The organism is Microvirga sp. KLBC 81 (genome assembly GCF_003075415.1).
Classification (GTDB): Bacteria; Pseudomonadota; Alphaproteobacteria; order Rhizobiales; family Beijerinckiaceae; genus Microvirga.
This window is the reverse complement of record NZ_QDAH01000090.1, coordinates 1-17,145: the sequence shown is the minus strand read 5'-3', so window position 1 is coordinate 17,145 and position 17,145 is coordinate 1. Positions and strand designations below refer to the sequence as shown.

The window sequence follows — 17,145 nt, the reverse complement described above, 5'->3', positions numbered from 1 at the left end:
CATGCCGGCCGGGGCTGCATACGCAAACAGCGGCCATCACGGACAGTCCGACATCGCGTTTTCACACGACCTCGGTCAAACCAGGACATTGAGAGGAGCTAGGGAAGGTCCGTTTTCCGCCCGAAGCGTGGGCCCAGCCGTCGGTACCAAGCGTTAGAACTTAACCACTAGTTGGGAACACGTCCCTTGATGAGCAGGAGGGGCGGCTTGCGCTCGTGGATGGCAAGCTGATGGCGGTTCTGGTTCGCCTTCCCGACAGCTACGCAGAGCCGGAACTTCAAGGCACCTGGTTCGTGGAAGCTGGGTTCGGCCCACTCTACGAGAGGCACGAGACATTCCCCACCCTCGAAGAGGCAGAGGCTTGGATCCGCAAGCACGTCACAGTTTGGGAAGGCAAACGTCAGAACCAGCCAAGAGATGTGGTTGAGCGGCCATCGAGACGCCCTGAACGTCGAGCGTTTCCGTTCCGGATCCCACTACGCCCATCACTGAGGCAGCATAGGCCGCATTAGGAGGCTACAGACGGCCATTCACGACCCCCTGGATGGCCAACACCTGCCAGCGGTCGCGCAGAGGGCTTCCCGAAGCATGAAACGCCTGCTCATGGCTTCGCAACGAGTGCGTTGATGTTTGAATCAGATCTCTAGGATGCACAGGATGGCCTCCCCCCACACTCTGAGCAAACGTTTCAAAGTCATGTGCACTCGTTACTCAAACCCGTAGTAATGGGGGAATGAGCTCACTCGCTTGGGCTTAACTTAGACAGCAAGGGGAGCACTGAGCGAACAGACAACCCCGCCCGGAGCAAATTCAATCCGTACCGTACCGTTCAATTCCTGAGCTAAGCTGCGCTCGATCAGGCGGGTGCCGAACCCCCGACGTTGTGGCGGACTGACGGGTGGTCCGCCCATCTCTTCCCAGCACATCTCCAATCGCGGCCCATCTGGCGAATTCGCTAAGGTCCAGGCGATCCCGACACGGCCTGTCTCATTCGAGAGCGCCCCGTACTTGACCGCATTGGTGCAAAGCTCCTGGAGCGCCATAGCGATGGCAAGGGCCATCTGGGGCGGCAGTCGCACGTTAAAACCATGAACATCGAAACGACTCTCACCTTGACCTTGGTAGGGCTCGATGGCTTGGTCCACGACCTCACGTAAGTATGCCCCTTCCCAATTCTCGCGGGTCAACACGTCGTGCGCTCGCGAGAGAGCGATCAAGCGCTGCTCAAGAGCAGAGTGAGCGGCTGTTGTTGTCGGAGCATTGCGGAGGGTCTGGGAGGCAATCGATTGCACGGTAGCGAGGGTGTTTTTCACCCGGTGGTTTAACTCGTTCACTAACAGCCGCAGGTGTTCCTCGGCTGCCTTTGCTTCCGTAATGTCGACATTACACCCGGTGTAGCCAAGGAACTCGCCCGTGTCGCTGAGGCGCGGGACTCCTTCACAGCGGAGCCACCGCACGCGGTGGTGTTTGTCCCAGACCCGAGTTTCGGTCCTGAAAGGCTGGCGGGCGCAGAACGCTTTCCGAAAGGCAATCTGATGCGTCTCCAGATCCTCAGGCAGGATAATCGTCTTCCAGCCGTCACCGAGCATCTCAGTCGCAGAGCATCCGAACATATGTTCGTAGTGCCTGTTGGCGAAGGTGACCTGGCCCATGGCATCGGTCATCCAGATCAGGCCCGGAGCACTATCGGCCATATGCCGGAAGCGCGTCTCGCTCTCCCGCAAGGCCTCCTCGGAGCGCCGTCGAAATGTGCGGTCGCGCAGGATCTTGAGATAGCCCTGCAACTCCCCTGTGCGCAATGGCATCAGAAGGCCATTGGCCCAAAAGCAGGAGCCGTCTTTTCTTTGATGCCAGCGCTCGTCCTCGGCCCGCCCCTCTGCGAGCGCCTTGCTCATCTCGTCCTGCGGGACGCCCGCGGCTTGATCTTCTGGGGTGAAGAAAAACGCGGTGTACCGCCCGATTACCTCTTGCTCGTCCCAGCCGAGAATATTGCGAGCGCCGGTATTCCAAGTTGTGATCCGACCCTCAAGGTCGAGTGTTATGATGGCGTAATCGGTCGCACTGTTGAGGACAGCCGAGAGAAGGGCCTCGCTGCTCTGGAGGTCCGTAATCTGCCTGCGGAGTTGCTCAACGTCGGTCACGCCACCATCAGGCGCATATGGCCTTCGCGATTGGCTCGGGATGGTTTGAGCTTAATTTCAACATCAGCGCCAAGGGCACAAACGAAACCAAGTAGACGGTCGAGGGAGAAACCTGCGACGCGGCCCTTCAGAAGCTTCGAGAGGTCAGGCTGGGCAACCCCCATGAGTTTCGCAGCCGCTGTCTGGCTTATGCCTCGCTCTTCAATCAGGTTTCGCAGTTCTACAACAAGCCGAGCCTTGATCAGCTCTTCCTCTGAATTCGGAAGGCCCAGATCCGCAAAGACGTTGCCACTGCTCCGAGTCGCAGTCACATCATCCGTCATGGCTTTGCTCTTTCTCAGCATGGGTTCATGTTTCAAAGGAGGCTACCCAGCATTACGGGCCCGATAGTTCTCCTCGTAGTGTGCCATTGCAGCGGCCAAGCGGCGTTTGATCCGATCAACCTCTTCCTTGGGAGTGGCTATCCCTTTCTTCGATTTCTTCTGGAAGGCATGAAGGATATACACGACGCCCTCGAACCTGACCGTGTATACAGCCCGGTACGTGTTGCCATCATGGTCCTCAACGACCTCCAAGACGCCAGCACCCTTAAAAGCCTTGTCTCCCGTCAGCGGCTTCGCGGAAGGATGCTTGCCGCCAATCTGAGCTGTGAAGATGGCATGACCTACCTCACGACGAACCTCCTCAGGGAGCTCCTTGAGCTCATCGAGCGATGAGCCAATCCACTCAACAGGCTTCTGGGCAGTGGGTAGGTTAATAGCAAGCCCAATGCCTCCTATAGTAAAACTACTATAGGACAAGGTAGTTCCCGGTGCAAGCCCTTCACAGCGCGCCCCAGCCCAAGAGGGTGACAACCGCCTCCCGCAGGTCATCCGTACACACGAAGGGGATACCTTGCTCCCGACACCATGCCGCAAAGGATTCCTGTTCCTCGGTCATGGTCTCACCTCGGCGCTTCAGCTCCAGGGCATGCAGGTCGGGCGTCCGCTTCAACGGCTTCTACGTGTTCCAAACCATAGCTCCATCGGACACAGTGGTTCCACCACACCTGCCTATTGCAGACGCGGGCGGGGATATGGCCTCGACACTCGCCGAGAAAGTGAATCTGCTTTGTGACTAATCCTCGTTCGACAAATCAAAGGCTTAGCAGTGTAGGAGCATCCGCTGTAATTCAGGGGTTTTTACCAAAATCCACCACTGAGTACCATTTGGTGCCTCCAGGGTAGAGCAGGCCCACGCCGGCGTGCGTGAATTCACAGTCCTGTATGATTTTCCTGTGTGGGGGACTGTTCATCCACCAATTGATGTTCTCTGCGGCAGAAGAGGGTTGCGGGCTCCAGTAAACAATCTCACCCCATTTCGAGTACGAGAAACCGGCGGCCGTGATCCGTTGTGGCGGTGTGCTGTGAGGCGGTATGCTGTAAGCTGATCCCATATGTCCGGTCAGGTCAGGGGTTGGGCCGGGTATTAGGTGGGCGTTATTATCACGCATGTCGACGGCGTGGCGTTCTGCGGCAATGCGCAACTGTTCATTCCCAATAACAGGTTTGCAATTATTCTCGGCACGCTTTTGATTGATTAGATCGAGGAGATCTGTCCCCGGAACACTGCTAGTGCCAGTAGCACATGATGCGACTAAAGTGACCAGCACAGTGCCAAAGACAAGTTCAGCAATAGCCCGACGCATTTTCGACCTCATGGCATCTCATCATTCCGAACATCGTCAATTATCAAAGGCGCGACAAATGCAATTCGGAATAGTATGCCAATCCTGGTGCGGCCGTCCCGTCAAAACCACTATCGCATGAGCGGCACTAAGATTATCCAATTAGAGTGGTTTCATCGGTCCTCGTTACATTAGGATTCAAAGGCTGATGAATTCAGCCGCAGCCCGGCAGGCCGCGAAGTCAAGGACGCTCCGGGCCAACTGCTCTTCGCCCTCTGCCTGGAGGGAAGCGGAGAAGACGTCATCTCCTCCACCGCGTTCGATCAGATCCCGATAGGCGGAAAACAACTGCCCATCCGTCAGGTTCTCGATCGATCCATCCAGACGAGCCTTCACCTCCAGCTTGCGAAGGCGAGTCAACGTCGCCCGGCTCATTGCGCCACCTCGGCATGTTCAACCGCCACCAAGCGAATGACCATCAGGTTGTCGCCTTCGGTCCACTTCGGAGAGGCTTTCAGAGCAGTGGTCTCCCGCTCCTCTTCTTCGTCACTGGCCACCATGATTGTGTGCCACTTGCCCGTGTCCTGTGGGGCCTTCTGCTCCAGGGCCTCCAAGCGTCTCAAGGTGGCGCGGTTCATTGAGCATTCCTTCCGCAGTCATGGACCCGGCGTCCGTTCATAGCGACGTGGGCGAGCAGATCCGGCATCGTCTTGCCTGTGGTGAAGGGTTCCGTCTGTGTGAACTTGTGGACCTGCACGAAGATGTCCCCGGGATGGGCGCCATGCTCCTTGAGGAATGCGGCCCGCTTCCCCTCGAATTCCTCATCAGTGTGAGCCGGGATGACATGCACCACGCCGTCCCGATGGGTGGCAGAGGCCTCCAGCTTCGCCAGGCGGTTGAGGGTCGTTCTATTCATCTGGCAATCCCTTTCTGTGAACGGGGAACGCCCGTGATGATCCGATACACGGCATTGTCGTCCTTCGAGAGTTGGCCTGATGCAACGAGAGCGGAATGCTTCGCCTCCGCCTCCTCGTGGGAACAGGCAATGATCCGGTGCCAAGGACGAGCGCCCTTAGAGGTGGATGCGGCTGCCTCGAGGCGGTCGAGGCGAGAGAGGATTCCCCTGCTCATTGTTGACACTCCGGACGTGCGAGGATGTCCACCCATTCCTCATGCGTCTTCGTTTCGGGAAACGTTTCAGGCTCCCGGGCTGCGTCCGTTTCAGCCAACCACACCTCAACACAGAGGTCATCCGGCTTGACCCGACCGGATGCAATCAACCCGGCTCGCTGGGCTTCGTAATCAGCCTCATCACTGGCGTAGATGGCATACCAGTACCCGAGAACCTTCGGGCCTGTGGCTGCCTCAAGTTTCGTGAGGCGTCGTTCAAGCAATCGAGACATGGCGGCCTCCGTTCAGCAGGGTACGGGCCTTGGACACCAGGCCGCGAAGGAAGAGGGGCGCTTCCATCAGTCGACGTTCCACCTCGTCTGGTTCGAGCGTGACGAACCGAGCAAGAGCCTTGGCCCTGTCACAGTGACAGCAGGGACCGCTTCTAGCCTCTCAAGACGCTTCATGATGGTCTTGCTCATTTCTGCCCCTGTGCTGCTTCCAGCTTGTCGAGACGCTGTTGGATCTCGTGCAGTTCCACCGCCTTGGTGAACCCATCGACTAGCTTCGATAGCTCGCCGGCCTCCCCGGGAGTGATGTCCCCATTGGCCACCGCTTCCACCAGAGCCGCCGTTGCCTTCACCGCATCGCCTGCCGTCTCCAGCTTCGGCATAGAGAACATCACAGGTCGATCCTTCCGAGGCGGCATGATCCGATCCATGACAAGGCGCATGGCCGTCGTGTCGCCGCTCAAAGCCATCTCAACAGCCTTCCGGGTGATGGCCTCTGCCTCGCCATCCAAGAGGGCTTCCAGGGCCAGCGTCGCCCTGTTGCGTGAGCCCTTGGGCCGTCCCGGATTGCCCGGCTGGAAGGGGCTGCCCCGCGTAGACTGCGCGTTGTTTCGCGGCAATGGGTCGTGCGCCCCTGTCTTAATACTATCTCTGCACGTTGCGCTTCGCACCATAGAAGTCTCCATTGTCCCATGAACTCTAAGGGGCAGAGACACACGGCGGAATGGAGTTTCTTGGAGAAGGATCTCACAATGGAAAGTCGGTCGCTTGATGCACAATGAAAGCTCTCATCATTTGGATGAGGCTGCCATGGCATATCTCGGAAGTACGACGAGCGTCCGCATCCGCGCAGTGAGCGGACCTTTACACGGTTGCGCCAAAGGGCCGCCTTTGACCCGATCCAGACATTCCATGGATGACGATCGGGTCGTTGGGCGAGTTCACTCCGGCATTCCCAGCTTGCGCCATGCCTCGTAGATCCGTGATCGCTGGGCCACGTAGGCCGGATGGTCGGATTGTTCCAGGGCCTTGTAGCGGGTCAGCGTCATCCCGGGCACGGCCCGCAGCCATCTCTCCATCGGTTCCCGCGCTTCCGCTTCGCGCCCCGTGAACACGTAGGCCGCCGCCAGCCAGCCGTAGTTACTCGGAAAGCCCGGATCGGCATCGATCGCCCGCCGGAACATCTCAAGCGCAGCCTCGTCCTGATGCTGGTGCAGCTTCGCCACACCGATGTAACTGAGCCAGTACACCAGGAACGGATCGCGCGGGCTAAGGCGGATGCCTTGCTGCACCGAAGCCTCGGTCTTCTCCGGCTGACCGAGGAGGGCGTAGTTCCAGCCCATCTCAGTGTAGGCCGCCGCGAGATTACGGTTCAGAGACACGGCCCGCTCGGCCGCCGCAATCGCCTCCTCGCTGCGCCTCTGCGCCCGGCGCAGCAGCGCCTTGTACTGGTACGTCGCAGCATTGTCCGGCGCCAGCGCCAGCGAGCGGGCAAGCAGCTCATCGGCCTTGGGCAGATGATCGTCAGGCGCATTCGTCCAGCGGTTGAGCACGTCCCGGATATGCGTGAAGCCCAGACCCGTGAGGGCGCTCACCGCCTGCGGGTCCACCTTCAGCGCCTCCTCGAACAGGTGCCGTGCTGCGGCATTGTTGTCCCGCGTCTGGCTCGCGTAGATCAGGGCCCAGCCGCGCATGGCCAGGTCCATGGCATCGGGGTTGTTCGGGCGCTCCCGCTGGCCGCGGCGGCTCTCGATGTCGACGAGCTTCACCCGGAGCGTCGAGGCGATTCCCGCCGTGATCTCGCTCTGCGTTTCGATCAGTTCGGCCCGCGGTCGGTCGAACCGGTCCGCCCACAGATGGGCCCCGGTCTCGGCATCGATGAGCTGGGCATTGACCCGCACCATGTCACCGCTTCGCCGGACGCTGCCCTCGAGCACGTAGCGCACCCCCAGATCGCGGCCGACCTGTCGCACATCAACCGGCTTGTTCTTGTAGGTGAAGGCGGTGTTGCGCGCGATGACGAAACTGCCGTCGATGCGTGACAGGTCCGCCGTGAGATCCTCCGTCAGGCCATCGGCGAAGTACTCTTGGTCCAGATCGCCGCTCAGGTTGGCAAACGGGAGCACGACGAGGGACAGGCGGGGTGCGGCCCGTACCATGCCGGCTGCTCCACCTGCAATGCCCGATGAGGCCGTCGCAGCCGCTTCGGTGCTTGGCTCGGCAGGATCCTTTTCCATGACGAACAGGAGACCGGTTCCGCCGAGCAGGACGAGGCTGGCTGCCAGGGCGGCAGGAACGAGCCAGCGCCGCCTGTCGGGTGCCTCGGACGCGGCTTCAGCCGTGTAGGTGTCGAAGCGAACCCGATAGCACCGGACCGGGCGGGCGATGTTGCGCACGCTCTGCTCGCCGAGATCCTCGAAGCTTACCGGAAGCCGGTCGCGGACCTGATCACGAACTGAGCGGGAGATGCAGATGCCGCCGACATCGGCAAGGGCTTCCAACCGGGCGGCAACGTTGACGCCGTCCCCCAGCACGTCACCGTCGTCGACGATCACGTCGCCCAGGTTGATGCCGATCCTGAACTGGATGCGGCGCTCCTCCGGGCAGGAGGCCTCGCGGGCCGCCATGGCGAGCTGGAGCTCGGCGGCGCAGCGGACCGCCTCGACCGGGCTGGCGAACTCGACCAGCAGGCCGTCGCCCATGGTCTTGACGAGCCGCCCGCCATGCCGGGCGATGGCCGGGTCAATCAGGGCTCGGCGGTGCGCCTTCAGCCGCGCGATCGTGCCTTCCTCGTCGAGCCCGATCAGCCGCGAGTAGCCCGCTACGTCGGCGCATACGATGGTCACCAGCTTGCGCTCCATCGAGCGCTCCATGACGCGGTTCAATCCGCCGTCTGAAGCCTACCCCCAGGGCATCGGCGGGGGAAGAGATTGCCCGTGGCCCGACTTGCGGACAGATCCAAGCATACGTCGCAATCTCACCGTCCGAACGGCAGCTCTTGGCACGCCTGAGACCTAAGCTCGACGGCAGCAATCCTCATCGAACCGGACGTTCCGAAAACGCACGGAATCTCGGTTCCTGACCCGTGGCCGACTCTAGTCGGGATGTTGTTGGAGGGTTGAGGTGCCGGGGCGACGTGAGCTGGACGAGAAGGGGCAAACAGTCCCTCATATGAGCAGGTCAAAGTGAGTTATTCGGGGGCCCGGATCACTTGTGCCCCGGCGGCAGTAAACGGTTCGCATTGCTCGGGACTTGCATCCCAATCAGTAATAAGCGTCCAGCGTGCAGGAAGGGGGGCCCACATCGACTGGTTTGTGCGGGACAGCTTCGTCGCATCCGCAAGCACGAAGACCTCTCGTGCTTGCTCCATCATGAGCGTTTTCAGGGCGATCTGATCGAGACTCGCCTCGCACAGGCCGCGTCCCGCCACGACGCCATCCGCTCCCAGGAAGACCTTGTCAGCCGTCATTCTCCGCATCGCCTCCATGGCAAGCGGACCCACCGTGCTCATGCTGGTTGGGCGAACCGCGCCACCGAGAACCATCAACTCAATTTGGGGGGCTTCAGCCAAAGAAGAGACAACCGCGAGGTTGTTGGTGATGACGCGATGGTGGCGATTCCGCAGGCAGTGGCCAAAGCAGGCGACCGTCGACCCCCCGTCCAAGATGAGGATGTCGTCTTGTGCAAGGAAGCCCGATGCTGCCCGCGCAATGGCCTCCTTCTGGGCCCTGTTGGTTGATTGGCGCTGGCTCAGACTCGACTCGGCAGCCGGATGGGCCAGAATGGCGCCTCCATAAGTGCGTTTGATCGCCTTGGAGGACGAGAGCTGCTGGAGGTCCCGACGGATAGTCGATGCGGAGACCTCGAAGCGTCTGGCCAGATCCTCAACATCGATTTCCTCGCCGGCGCTCAGCGCTTCGAGCAGAAGTGTTCGACGTTCCTTGCTCCGCATCGTGACGATGTCCTCTCCGCCATGACCGATCGGTGACCGGGCAGCACGCCCACGGCATAGGAACGTGCCGCCCATACTGTTATGGTCTCTACCTCATTCACACCCCAGGCAGAAGGTTCACGCTTCTACGCGCTTGGGTGCCAAGTCGGCCGCCTGCCGCAGCGCTTCAACGAGGCTGCCCTCGTCAGCGATCCCCTTGCCGGCGATATCGAACGCGGTGCCGTGATCGACGGAGGTCCGGATCACAGGCAGACCGACGGTGATGTTCACACCGGATTCCAGGCCCAGCACCTTGATGGGGCCATGGCCTTGATCATGGTACATCGCAACGACCATGTCGTAGTCGCCCCGGGCGGCCAGGAAGAACAGGGTATCGGCCGGGAGCGGACCCTCGACGCGCCATCCCTTGGCACGGCAGGCAGCGACCGCAGGTGCAATCTTCTGCTCCTCCTCGCCGTAGCCGAACAGCCCGTTTTCACCCGCATGGGGATTGATGCCGCAGACGCCGATGCGCGGGGACTCGATGCCTGCCTTCACGAGGGTCGTATGGGCACGCTCGATGACGCGCTCGACCAAGCCCGGCTCGATGCGGTTGATGGCATCGATCAGGCCGATATGCGTCGTCACGTGGATGACCCGCAGCTTCGGCGACACGAGCATCATCGAGACCTCGGGCGTTCCGGTGAGCTCCGCCAGCAGTTCCGTATGACCGGGATACTTGTGCCCGGCGGCGTGCAGTGCCTCCTTGCTCAGCGGCGCCGTGCAGATCGCGTCCGCCTGCCCGGCCTCGACAAGCCTCACCGCGCGCTCGATGTAGCGAAATGCGCCTTCACCCGAGACGGGAGAGACGCGGCCGAACGGGTGGTCGTGGGGGATCAGCTTGAGGTCGATGCACTCCACCTCTCCGGGGGCATAGCGGGCCTGGTCGGGCCGCTCGAGGCTGTTGACCGTGAGCGAGGAGCCTACGACGGAGCCTGCAAGCCGGAGCCGTTCGGCATCCCCCACCACCAGAGGACGGCAGATCTCCTGCACGTCGGGACGGGCAAGTGCCTTCATGATGATTTCTGGGCCGATCCCGGAGGCATCGCCCATGGTGATCGCGATCGTCGGACGGCTCATGCCAGTTTTCCTTCTTGCCTGATCGTGCGCAGCCGCCGAACGACGTGCGCGAGTGTGTTTTCGTTCCCAAACGCACCTGCCTTAGTGACGATGGGAATGGAGAGGTCGCCGAGGGTTAGCCCGAGGGACACGCCGGGTTCGACCTCATCCACCAGACGGATCCCGTTCACGCCGAACCGGGCGAGGAGCGCCGCGGCCGTCTCCCCTCCGGTGGCCGCCAGGCCGCTCGCGTGCGGCGCCGCAGGTCTCAGCAGGTCTGCCAGCCTGTCGGCGAGACATGGACCCAGCGCGAGGTCGGGAGCGCCATTGACGAGGATCTCGACAAGCACGTCCTCCCCTGCCTGAAGGGCGGCGGTGACCCGGTCGACGAGGGTGGCCCGGTCGGTGACTGCCGTCTCCGAGAGCAGGAGTTCCGGCTCGATGGGAACGTGTCTCAGGCCCGGCAACGCCGAGAGAACTTTCGCGGCAGAGCGCGATGCACGTGCCAACGAACCGACAACCACCAGTGCCCCATTGCCCGTTACCGCGGTGGGTATGGTGCCGACGGCTTCCCCTCGCGTGGCCTTGGCCAGCGCATGGGCGAGGCCGGCGCTGCCGATCCAGAACACGTTGCTTCGGACAGGCAGGCTGGCCTCGGCGATGCGGGCGAGATCGTCCTCGGTCTCGGCGTCGCAGACTGCGACCCGGTCGCCCCTCGATGCGATCCCGTCCAAGGCGGCGCGGAGCGCCTCGGCGCCTGCGCGGACGGTGGCGAGGGGCACCTTCTCCGCCTCGATCCCGGCGGTTGCCAAGACCCGGACGAGGTCCGCGTCCGGATAGCTGTGCTCCCGCTGCCAGACCTCGGTCTGCTCCAAGGGTTCGCCGCCCACGTGGACACGGCCGTCCCGCGTCGTGCGGCCCGTCGCCGGGAAGGCAGGCGACATGATGCCGAGCACAGGCCTGCTGCGCGACCGCAAGGCCTCGAAGACCGCTACGGTCTCGGCGGCAGGCTGTCCACGAAGGGTGGAGTCGACCTTCTTGAAGAGGGCCGTGCCCTCCCCGTGGAGCTTCCCGAGCACGTCGCAGTGTCTCGCCAAGGCATCCGGACCGGTGAGGCCGCGGCTGTTGGCGTCGTAGGAAAACACGGGGGGAAGCCCTCCCGTGTCCTCGGCGCAGTCGCCCCAGCCTACCGCTGCGGCAACCCCTTCCTTGGCGAAGGCGATGGCGCAATCGGCCGCGCCTGTGAGGTCATCGGCGACGATCAGCCATTTCGCCCCCATGTCAGTGGCCTCCGCCAGCCCCGGCAGGCACGATGCCGGCCTCGGTCTGGACGGCATCCTCCGATGCATCCTCCTCGGGGCGGCCGAAGGTACGGGCCGTCCAGGCAGTCGCAAGCGGGACGAGGATCGCGGTCACGACCACTGTGGCGGCGACCAGGACGGTTGCCGGGCCGGCTGCATCCGCATAGACCGGGTTGGCGGCGGCGACGATGGCCGGAACGGCGGCCGCATTGCCCGCCGTCGATGCCGCGGCAACGCCCGCGACGCCGGTGCCGCCGGTGAGGCGATCCGCGAAGAAGAGCGGAATGCCCGTGACCACGACAACAGCCACGCCGAGTGCAAGTCCAAGCAATCCCGCCTGCCAAATCTTGGTCAGGTCAAGGCCCGCGCCGAGAGCAAAGGCGAAGAACGGGATCATCACCGGGATGGCGCGGCTCAGGAAGGCGCGCATTTCGCGGTCGAGGTTGCCGAGGATCATGCCGACGGCGAGAGGCAGGATGCTGCCAACCATCGTCTGCCAAGGGAAGGCCGAAAGGCCAGCGACGCCAAGCGTGACCATGGTCAGGAACGGTCCGGATTCCAGGGTCATGATGGTGTAGGCGCCGACGTCACGCGGGCGTCCATACTGCCCCATTAGCGCCATGTAGAGGCCGCCGTTCGTGTCGTTCATCGAGGCAACGATGGCCAGGGTGGAGAGCCCGGCGAAGACGCCAGAAGTGACCGGAGCCTCACCGAGGATGCGGCCGAAGATGATGCCGAGCACCATCGCCATGCCGACCTTCACGATGAACAGCGTGCCGCCCTTCTTCACGATGTAAGGGGTGGCCTTGAAGTCGATGCTGGCCCCCATGCAGACGTAGAATACGGCCAGGATGGTCAGGGCGCCGTTGAACAGGGCGCCTGTGAAGGAGCCGAAGACCTTCGGGGTTTCGGGAAAGAACGTCGTGATCAGCGCGCCGAGCAGGAGCGGCACGACCATCATGCCCCCCGGTACTTTTTCGATGGCTCTCTTGATCGGAATCTGTGGCATGTTTCCACCCTATATTGCGCGAACTTCGCATCAATGGCCACAACGAGCAGCCAAGACCGCGCGGTTTTTGCAATTAAGGTTGAGAAACGTCAATCTATGCGCGTTTCGCGCAGGATGGGTCTGATTGCCGCATCGACTATATGACGGCCCGAAGCAGACCCAATCCGCTAACTCCTTATGGGGTGCGGCGGCTCTGATGATCCGGACGTGCTTGCAGAGGTATCGTTGTTGTCCAATCAGCAGGCTGACAAAGACCGCTCTCACGAGGACACCGGCTGCCGATTCCAGCGGCCGTCAAGGTCAGGTCCTGGCACTCCTCGGACCAAAGAGCTTGGTCCGCTTTGGCTGGTCAGAGCTGACGTTCGTCGAGCGGCCGGAATGTGAAGGTCTGACCCAGCGCGGACCTATCCTTGGTTAGGTCACTTACTTGGGCAGAGAGACCATGCCACCTGGCGCTACGCTCCATAACGCCCTGTTCTGAAAATTCATGACCGGTGCACCTTCGCGATCCGCCGATGAGGTATGTCCGGGCGCTTTCCCTCTGACAGCGTCAGGCGCATGCTTGATCCTGCCCAGCCAAAGGAGGGATACGCCATGGAGGCTGACATGCACAGAAACGATGTTCAGGCCATTGAAGCCGTCGTTGCACGGTAATTCGCGAGCCTCAGTTGGATGCCTGGAACACCGGCTGATTGGAATGGGTTTGCGGCTGATTTCTTCCCCGAAGCGTCGCTCTATCCGGCTGCCCGTCCAGCCAAGCGTCAGACAGTTGAGCGTTCATCGAGCGGATGAAGAGCCTAACAGGAACAAAGCTGCGCTCGTTTGCGGAGGCCGTGCTGGGGACTGAAATCCACGTGTTCGGCAACGTTGCGGTCGCGGTGGCGGCCTGCGAGATGACCGAAAACGGTGCGGACGTGCAGCGCGGGGTCGAGATGTTGCTCCTCATCAAGGATGCGGGGGCCTGGCAGATCGTATCGCAGGCTTGAGATACCGAGAGCCCGTCACAACCCATTCCCTATGCGGCTTCTCGGCAGATCCAAGCCGTGCGCCGCCCCTTCTCGACCGCAGTAGGTCGCGTGACAGGCTGCTTAGCGCGTGTACGAACGCCGTCATCCCGCTGCCACGGCCGTGTACGGCTCACGGGTGAGGCGCAACCCAAGCACTTCCGGGCGGGAGTAGTGGCCCGCCACGTCGAAGAGTTGCCCGGCCATCACGGTCTCGTTCAAGTCGAGGTCGGCGTAGAGGATGGCCTCCTCCTTGTAGACCGGCCCCACGAGCAGTCGCCCATCCGGGGCAATAATGCATGTGCCGCCATCGATGACGTCGTCGCTCGCAGCAGCAAGCTCGTCTGCAAACTCAAAGTCGGAGGGGTAGCTCGCCTTGCGGATCAGGTTTGCGACTGACACGACGAAGACGCCACCTTCGAACGCAGTATTGCGGGCATTGACGATGGCCATCTCGCTGTCGTCTGAGGTCGAAGCTACATGGATCTGCTCCCCTTGACTGTAGAGCGCATACCGCGCCAGCGGCATGAGGTTCTCCCAGCAGATCAACCCGCCGATCTTACCCGCCGCGGTGTCGAAGACCGTCAGAGTGCTGCCGTCGCCGTATCCATGGATCATCCGCTCGGTGTTGGTTGGGACGAGCTTTCGATGCCTGCCGATGACGCTCCCATCCGGTCCGATGAAGAGGATGGTGTTGTAGAGGGTTCGCGCATGCGGCACGCGCTCGCACACGCCGATGGCGAGCGTGACCCCTGCGGCTTGCACCGCCTCGCCAAGTCGTTCAGTGATTGGCCCTGGAATCTCAACGGAGTTGCCCCAGAGCCGCGCGAAAGCGGCTTGGGCATTAGGGGAGCCCCACTTAGCGAATCCCCGCCCCCAAATCGAGGCGTTCGTGAAAACCGGGATGAACATTTCCGAGAACACGACCAGGCTCGCCCCATTCGATGCCGCTTCAGCAATGAGACGGCAGGCCTTCTCGGTTGAGGCGTCCCGATCGAGCGTCACCGGCTCGGCCTGAACTGCAGCGACCTTCACCACGGGCAACTTGTCCATCATGGCCTCCCAGATCAGCCGTAGGCCCACAGCACGCCGGCCGCTGACCTCCGGGGCGGATAAGTCAGCCCGGCAAACGCTTGTAAGTTACCATGTTTTGTCGCGTGGATCAGGAGGGATGGCGGAGTTGCCGCCGCCTCGCCGAAACTACGCTGCGCCTTTCAAACCTTCGTCTGTTCTACAAATGCGTTTACGGGCAATTCGCCGATAATCTTCTCACATGCGCGAGGACACGCACTTTGTGCTAGACTTGCGCCTCTCCTTGAGGAGGAGCGCGCTATGAAGAGCATCGTTCTTGTATGCGCCTTTGTATGTGTCGCCTCGGCTGCCCAGGCGCAGCAGCCCGCCCCGCAAAATCCCGGCCCTAACTTCATCCTAAGGCAGATCGCCCCGACCCTGCCCACCAAGGAGCAGCTTGAGGTCCGGGTTCGGACCTCAACTATCCAACCGGGTGCTGTTGGCCAATGGCACACCCATCCCACGCCCCCGATTGTCTATGTGGTGGAGGGGACGCTCTCTGTGGAAAGAAAGGATGGGGAGACGGTCCACACCCAAGCGGGGCAAGCAGCCATTGAGCCGATCAACACCGTCATCCGTGCTACCAACAAAGGGCAGACGCCCGTGAAGCTGGTGATCTTTCAGGTCAGCCCACCAGAGGTTCCTGAGTCTCACCCGGCCCCATCGCAGTAGCACAGCGGCGACATGATCGAACGCTGGGCGGGATACTCTCCCGCCTAGTTCCATGAAGCGTTGACTGGAAATTGCTGACTTTATCGATCAAGCGCACGACGTATGCGAGGACACTAACTTCGGGTCCGAGCGGAGGCATAATGGCCAGCCCAAAAAGAGGGGGCTGTAATGTTTGCAGTCCTATTCTACCTTTCGGTTCTCTTTCTCCTCGCAGGTGCCTGTCTGGCCCGTCCGGTCCGCCATGCGGCGTCTGTGCAAGCCTGCGCCTCAGGGCAACAGCCGATGCCGAACCTAAACGCGCTTCTCCTGCGCAGCAATCCAAGCGTGTTCGCGACCGGGCGTCTGATCAAGGGCCTCTACTACTCCGAGGTCCCGAAAGGGCCTAACGCCATGGCGGCATTCCACATGGCCTGTGACCGGCTTCTCGAGCAGAAGCCGTTCCTGGTAATGGACTTTCGCTCCAGCCAGTTCTTCCTCGATGGCGACCGGGATGGTTGTATTGATGCAAGTGGGACGTTGTCGCTGCCGCAGATTGATCCCGCGGATTTCCTACTTGCCGTTGATGGAGCAGAAGAAATTTGTAACGAAGACCTCATCGGCCAGCGCCACCTCAACGATTTGGCCTCCGTTCCATAAAAGCGTCTTCCCGGAACTACGGGCTCTCACCTCTGAGGTGCTGGATCGACACAGCTGTCGTCTTGGATATCGTAAAAGCTGATGCGGACTTTGCCAATGTGCCGGGTCGGATCGGCCGCTGCGCCCAAGCCAACGAGCACATTCATCTCGCCCACGAGACATTCGGCACTGTCTGCCCGTCTGAGCCGGACTTGGCGATGCCGCACCCGCGCCTCGAACTCGTTGAGCAGGAATAGGGTTTTGGGGTCCACGTCGAGGTCAATGCGGCCAGAGCGTTTGCCGTCGGCGCCCGTAGTGATCTGAAGGCCCTGCAGCAACTGCTGGAGCTCTGGCGGCCATTCAACGATGGGGTTCTGGCTCAGTGGCATCGGTGACCCCGGAGCTTGGGCAATCCTTCAACAAGACAGACTTCAACAATCTAAGTGAACGCCATGCTTGGCGGTTCCATAAAACGGCCTTATCGGAATTTCTGTGGTCCCTATGCCGGATCGGGCGCATACTTGAGGCGCTGGGGTGGCCTCTTGGACGGGAGGAAGCGATGGAACACCTTAACCGTCGCCATGCGCTGCTCAGTATCGCTGTCGCGTCCACGTTAGTCCCGGCGGGGCGAGCCGCCGCTCAAGGTGTAGGTTCAACAGAGGGGAGAGAAATCGCCCCCGGAGTTCGGCGCGTGGAGTACTCGAGGCGCGAGACGATGATTCCGAACTACAAGACGGTCTCGATGCGGGACACCATCTACCAACCGGGCGCAAGCACCAGCGGTGAGAGCATGCCCAATGACATGGTCTGCCACATGGCAGAAGGCGAACTGACCGTCGATACGGGTTCAGGGCCCAACGTCTACAAAAAGGGCGATGTGTGGTCGTGCGCCAAAGGGCTGCCGGAACGCAGCAAAAACACCGGCAGCACGGTTGCGATAATGCGCATCATCGACCTGCTCCCCGCATAGCATCTCCTTTGGTGCTGAGTGACAGCCTTTGCTTAGCGAGTGACATGCAACAGGCACGGCCGAGCCAGGGCTGCGCATTCCATAACCGCCTTCCGCGAGATCCATGAACCGGAATGTCTCCTAATGGCACCAAGCGGAAGTGAGTCAAAGGTCCGCTAGGGAAATGAGCCTGTGTGGAAACAGGCTGATTGGCACGCTTTGATGATCCAATGGGGTGGTGTGCGGACGGAATGCGGTGTGACCCTC

General features: G+C 61.5%; 20 protein-coding genes and 1 pseudogene. 4 read left to right on the top strand and 17 right to left on the bottom strand.

Going from position 1 to position 17,145, the window contains the following annotated elements; genetic code table 11:
* Positions 1–767 precede the first annotated feature (767 nt).
* The 15 genes and pseudogenes from DC522_RS28355 to DC522_RS28285 form a co-directional block, all read right to left on the bottom strand.
* Positions 768–2,141 (bottom strand): annotated as a pseudogene (locus DC522_RS28355) (sensor histidine kinase); the annotation flags it as partial.
* Positions 2,138–2,464 carry a helix-turn-helix domain-containing protein gene (locus DC522_RS28350; RefSeq protein ID WP_116531892.1) on the bottom strand — a complete coding sequence of 109 codons (327 nt, stop codon included), beginning with the start codon at positions 2,462–2,464 and terminating at the stop codon, positions 2,138–2,140. The pseudogene DC522_RS28355 and the gene DC522_RS28350, both read right to left, overlap by 4 nt.
* Before the next feature lie 42 nt (positions 2,465–2,506).
* On the bottom strand, positions 2,507–2,941 hold the full coding sequence (locus DC522_RS28345; RefSeq protein WP_245444642.1) for a type II toxin-antitoxin system RelE/ParE family toxin: 435 nt from the start codon (positions 2,939–2,941) through the stop codon (positions 2,507–2,509).
* A 371-nt stretch (positions 2,942–3,312) separates the two neighbouring features.
* Positions 3,313–3,828 (bottom strand): CAP domain-containing protein, encoded by a 516-nt coding sequence (locus DC522_RS28340; RefSeq protein ID WP_165820349.1) that lies wholly within the window; start codon positions 3,826–3,828, stop codon positions 3,313–3,315.
* Positions 3,829–4,005: 177 nt separating this feature from the next.
* On the bottom strand, positions 4,006–4,242 hold the full coding sequence (locus DC522_RS28335; protein ID WP_116531885.1) for a hypothetical protein: 237 nt from the start codon (positions 4,240–4,242) through the stop codon (positions 4,006–4,008).
* Complete coding sequence (locus DC522_RS28330) at positions 4,239–4,445, bottom strand: hypothetical protein (RefSeq protein ID WP_116531884.1); 207 nt, start codon at positions 4,443–4,445, stop codon at positions 4,239–4,241. Before DC522_RS28330 ends, DC522_RS28335 begins: the two co-directional genes overlap by 4 nt.
* Positions 4,442–4,723 carry a hypothetical protein gene (locus tag DC522_RS28325; protein ID WP_116531883.1) on the bottom strand — a complete coding sequence of 94 codons (282 nt, stop codon included), beginning with the start codon at positions 4,721–4,723 and terminating at the stop codon, positions 4,442–4,444. The genes DC522_RS28330 and DC522_RS28325 overlap by 4 nt, the downstream gene beginning before the upstream one ends.
* Positions 4,720–4,938, bottom strand: coding sequence for a hypothetical protein (locus DC522_RS28320; protein ID WP_116531882.1), 219 nt, complete (start codon positions 4,936–4,938; stop codon positions 4,720–4,722). Before DC522_RS28320 ends, DC522_RS28325 begins: the two co-directional genes overlap by 4 nt.
* Positions 4,935–5,210 carry a hypothetical protein gene (locus DC522_RS28315; RefSeq protein ID WP_133239392.1) on the bottom strand — a complete coding sequence of 92 codons (276 nt, stop codon included), beginning with the start codon at positions 5,208–5,210 and terminating at the stop codon, positions 4,935–4,937. Before DC522_RS28315 ends, DC522_RS28320 begins: the two co-directional genes overlap by 4 nt.
* A 185-nt stretch (positions 5,211–5,395) precedes the next feature.
* Positions 5,396–5,827 carry a DUF5681 domain-containing protein gene (locus DC522_RS28310; RefSeq protein WP_116531880.1) on the bottom strand — a complete coding sequence of 144 codons (432 nt, stop codon included), beginning with the start codon at positions 5,825–5,827 and terminating at the stop codon, positions 5,396–5,398.
* A 321-nt stretch (positions 5,828–6,148) separates the two neighbouring features.
* The gene (locus tag DC522_RS28305; RefSeq protein WP_165820348.1) at positions 6,149–8,068 is read right to left on the bottom strand and encodes an adenylate/guanylate cyclase domain-containing protein; all 1,920 of its coding nucleotides are present in this window, start codon (positions 8,066–8,068) and stop codon (positions 6,149–6,151) included.
* 329 nt (positions 8,069–8,397) lie between these two features.
* On the bottom strand, positions 8,398–9,159 hold the full coding sequence (locus DC522_RS28300; protein ID WP_116531891.1) for a DeoR/GlpR family DNA-binding transcription regulator: 762 nt from the start codon (positions 9,157–9,159) through the stop codon (positions 8,398–8,400).
* 117 nt (positions 9,160–9,276) lie between these two features.
* Positions 9,277–10,278, bottom strand: a complete 1,002-nt coding sequence (pdxA, locus tag DC522_RS28295; protein WP_116531878.1) for a 4-hydroxythreonine-4-phosphate dehydrogenase PdxA — start codon at positions 10,276–10,278, stop codon at positions 9,277–9,279.
* The gene (locus DC522_RS28290) at positions 10,275–11,537 is read right to left on the bottom strand and encodes a four-carbon acid sugar kinase family protein (protein ID WP_116531877.1); all 1,263 of its coding nucleotides are present in this window, start codon (positions 11,535–11,537) and stop codon (positions 10,275–10,277) included. The genes pdxA and DC522_RS28290 overlap by 4 nt, the downstream gene beginning before the upstream one ends.
* Position 11,538: 1 nt before the next feature.
* Complete coding sequence (locus tag DC522_RS28285; RefSeq protein WP_116531876.1) at positions 11,539–12,567, bottom strand: 2-keto-3-deoxygluconate permease; 1,029 nt, start codon at positions 12,565–12,567, stop codon at positions 11,539–11,541.
* 788 nt (positions 12,568–13,355) lie between these two features.
* Between DC522_RS28285 and DC522_RS36415 the strand changes: the two genes are divergently transcribed.
* On the top strand, positions 13,356–13,553 hold the full coding sequence (locus DC522_RS36415) for a hypothetical protein (RefSeq protein WP_245444640.1): 198 nt from the start codon (positions 13,356–13,358) through the stop codon (positions 13,551–13,553).
* Between the two features lie 123 nt (positions 13,554–13,676).
* On the opposite strand, the gene DC522_RS28275 is transcribed toward DC522_RS36415, so the two are convergent.
* The gene (locus DC522_RS28275; protein WP_116531890.1) at positions 13,677–14,627 is read right to left on the bottom strand and encodes a carbon-nitrogen hydrolase family protein; all 951 of its coding nucleotides are present in this window, start codon (positions 14,625–14,627) and stop codon (positions 13,677–13,679) included.
* A gap of 276 nt (positions 14,628–14,903) precedes the next feature.
* On the opposite strand from DC522_RS28275, the gene DC522_RS28270 reads away from it, so the two are divergent.
* Both DC522_RS28270 and DC522_RS28265 read left to right on the top strand, forming a co-directional pair.
* Positions 14,904–15,314 carry a cupin domain-containing protein gene (locus DC522_RS28270; RefSeq protein ID WP_116531875.1) on the top strand — a complete coding sequence of 137 codons (411 nt, stop codon included), beginning with the start codon at positions 14,904–14,906 and terminating at the stop codon, positions 15,312–15,314.
* A 168-nt stretch (positions 15,315–15,482) separates the two neighbouring features.
* Positions 15,483–15,950 carry a hypothetical protein gene (locus DC522_RS28265; protein WP_116531874.1) on the top strand — a complete coding sequence of 156 codons (468 nt, stop codon included), beginning with the start codon at positions 15,483–15,485 and terminating at the stop codon, positions 15,948–15,950.
* A 26-nt stretch (positions 15,951–15,976) separates the two neighbouring features.
* Here the strand turns inward: DC522_RS28265 and DC522_RS28260 are convergent, their stop codons facing one another.
* On the bottom strand, positions 15,977–16,318 hold the full coding sequence (locus DC522_RS28260; protein WP_116531873.1) for a hypothetical protein: 342 nt from the start codon (positions 16,316–16,318) through the stop codon (positions 15,977–15,979).
* Between the two features lie 326 nt (positions 16,319–16,644).
* Here DC522_RS28260 and DC522_RS36410 point away from each other — a divergent pair, with 326 nt between their 5' ends.
* Entirely contained in the window at positions 16,645–16,899 is a 255-nt protein-coding gene (locus tag DC522_RS36410) for a cupin domain-containing protein (RefSeq protein WP_245444638.1), read from the top strand.
* Positions 16,900–17,145: the final 246 nt, after the last annotated feature.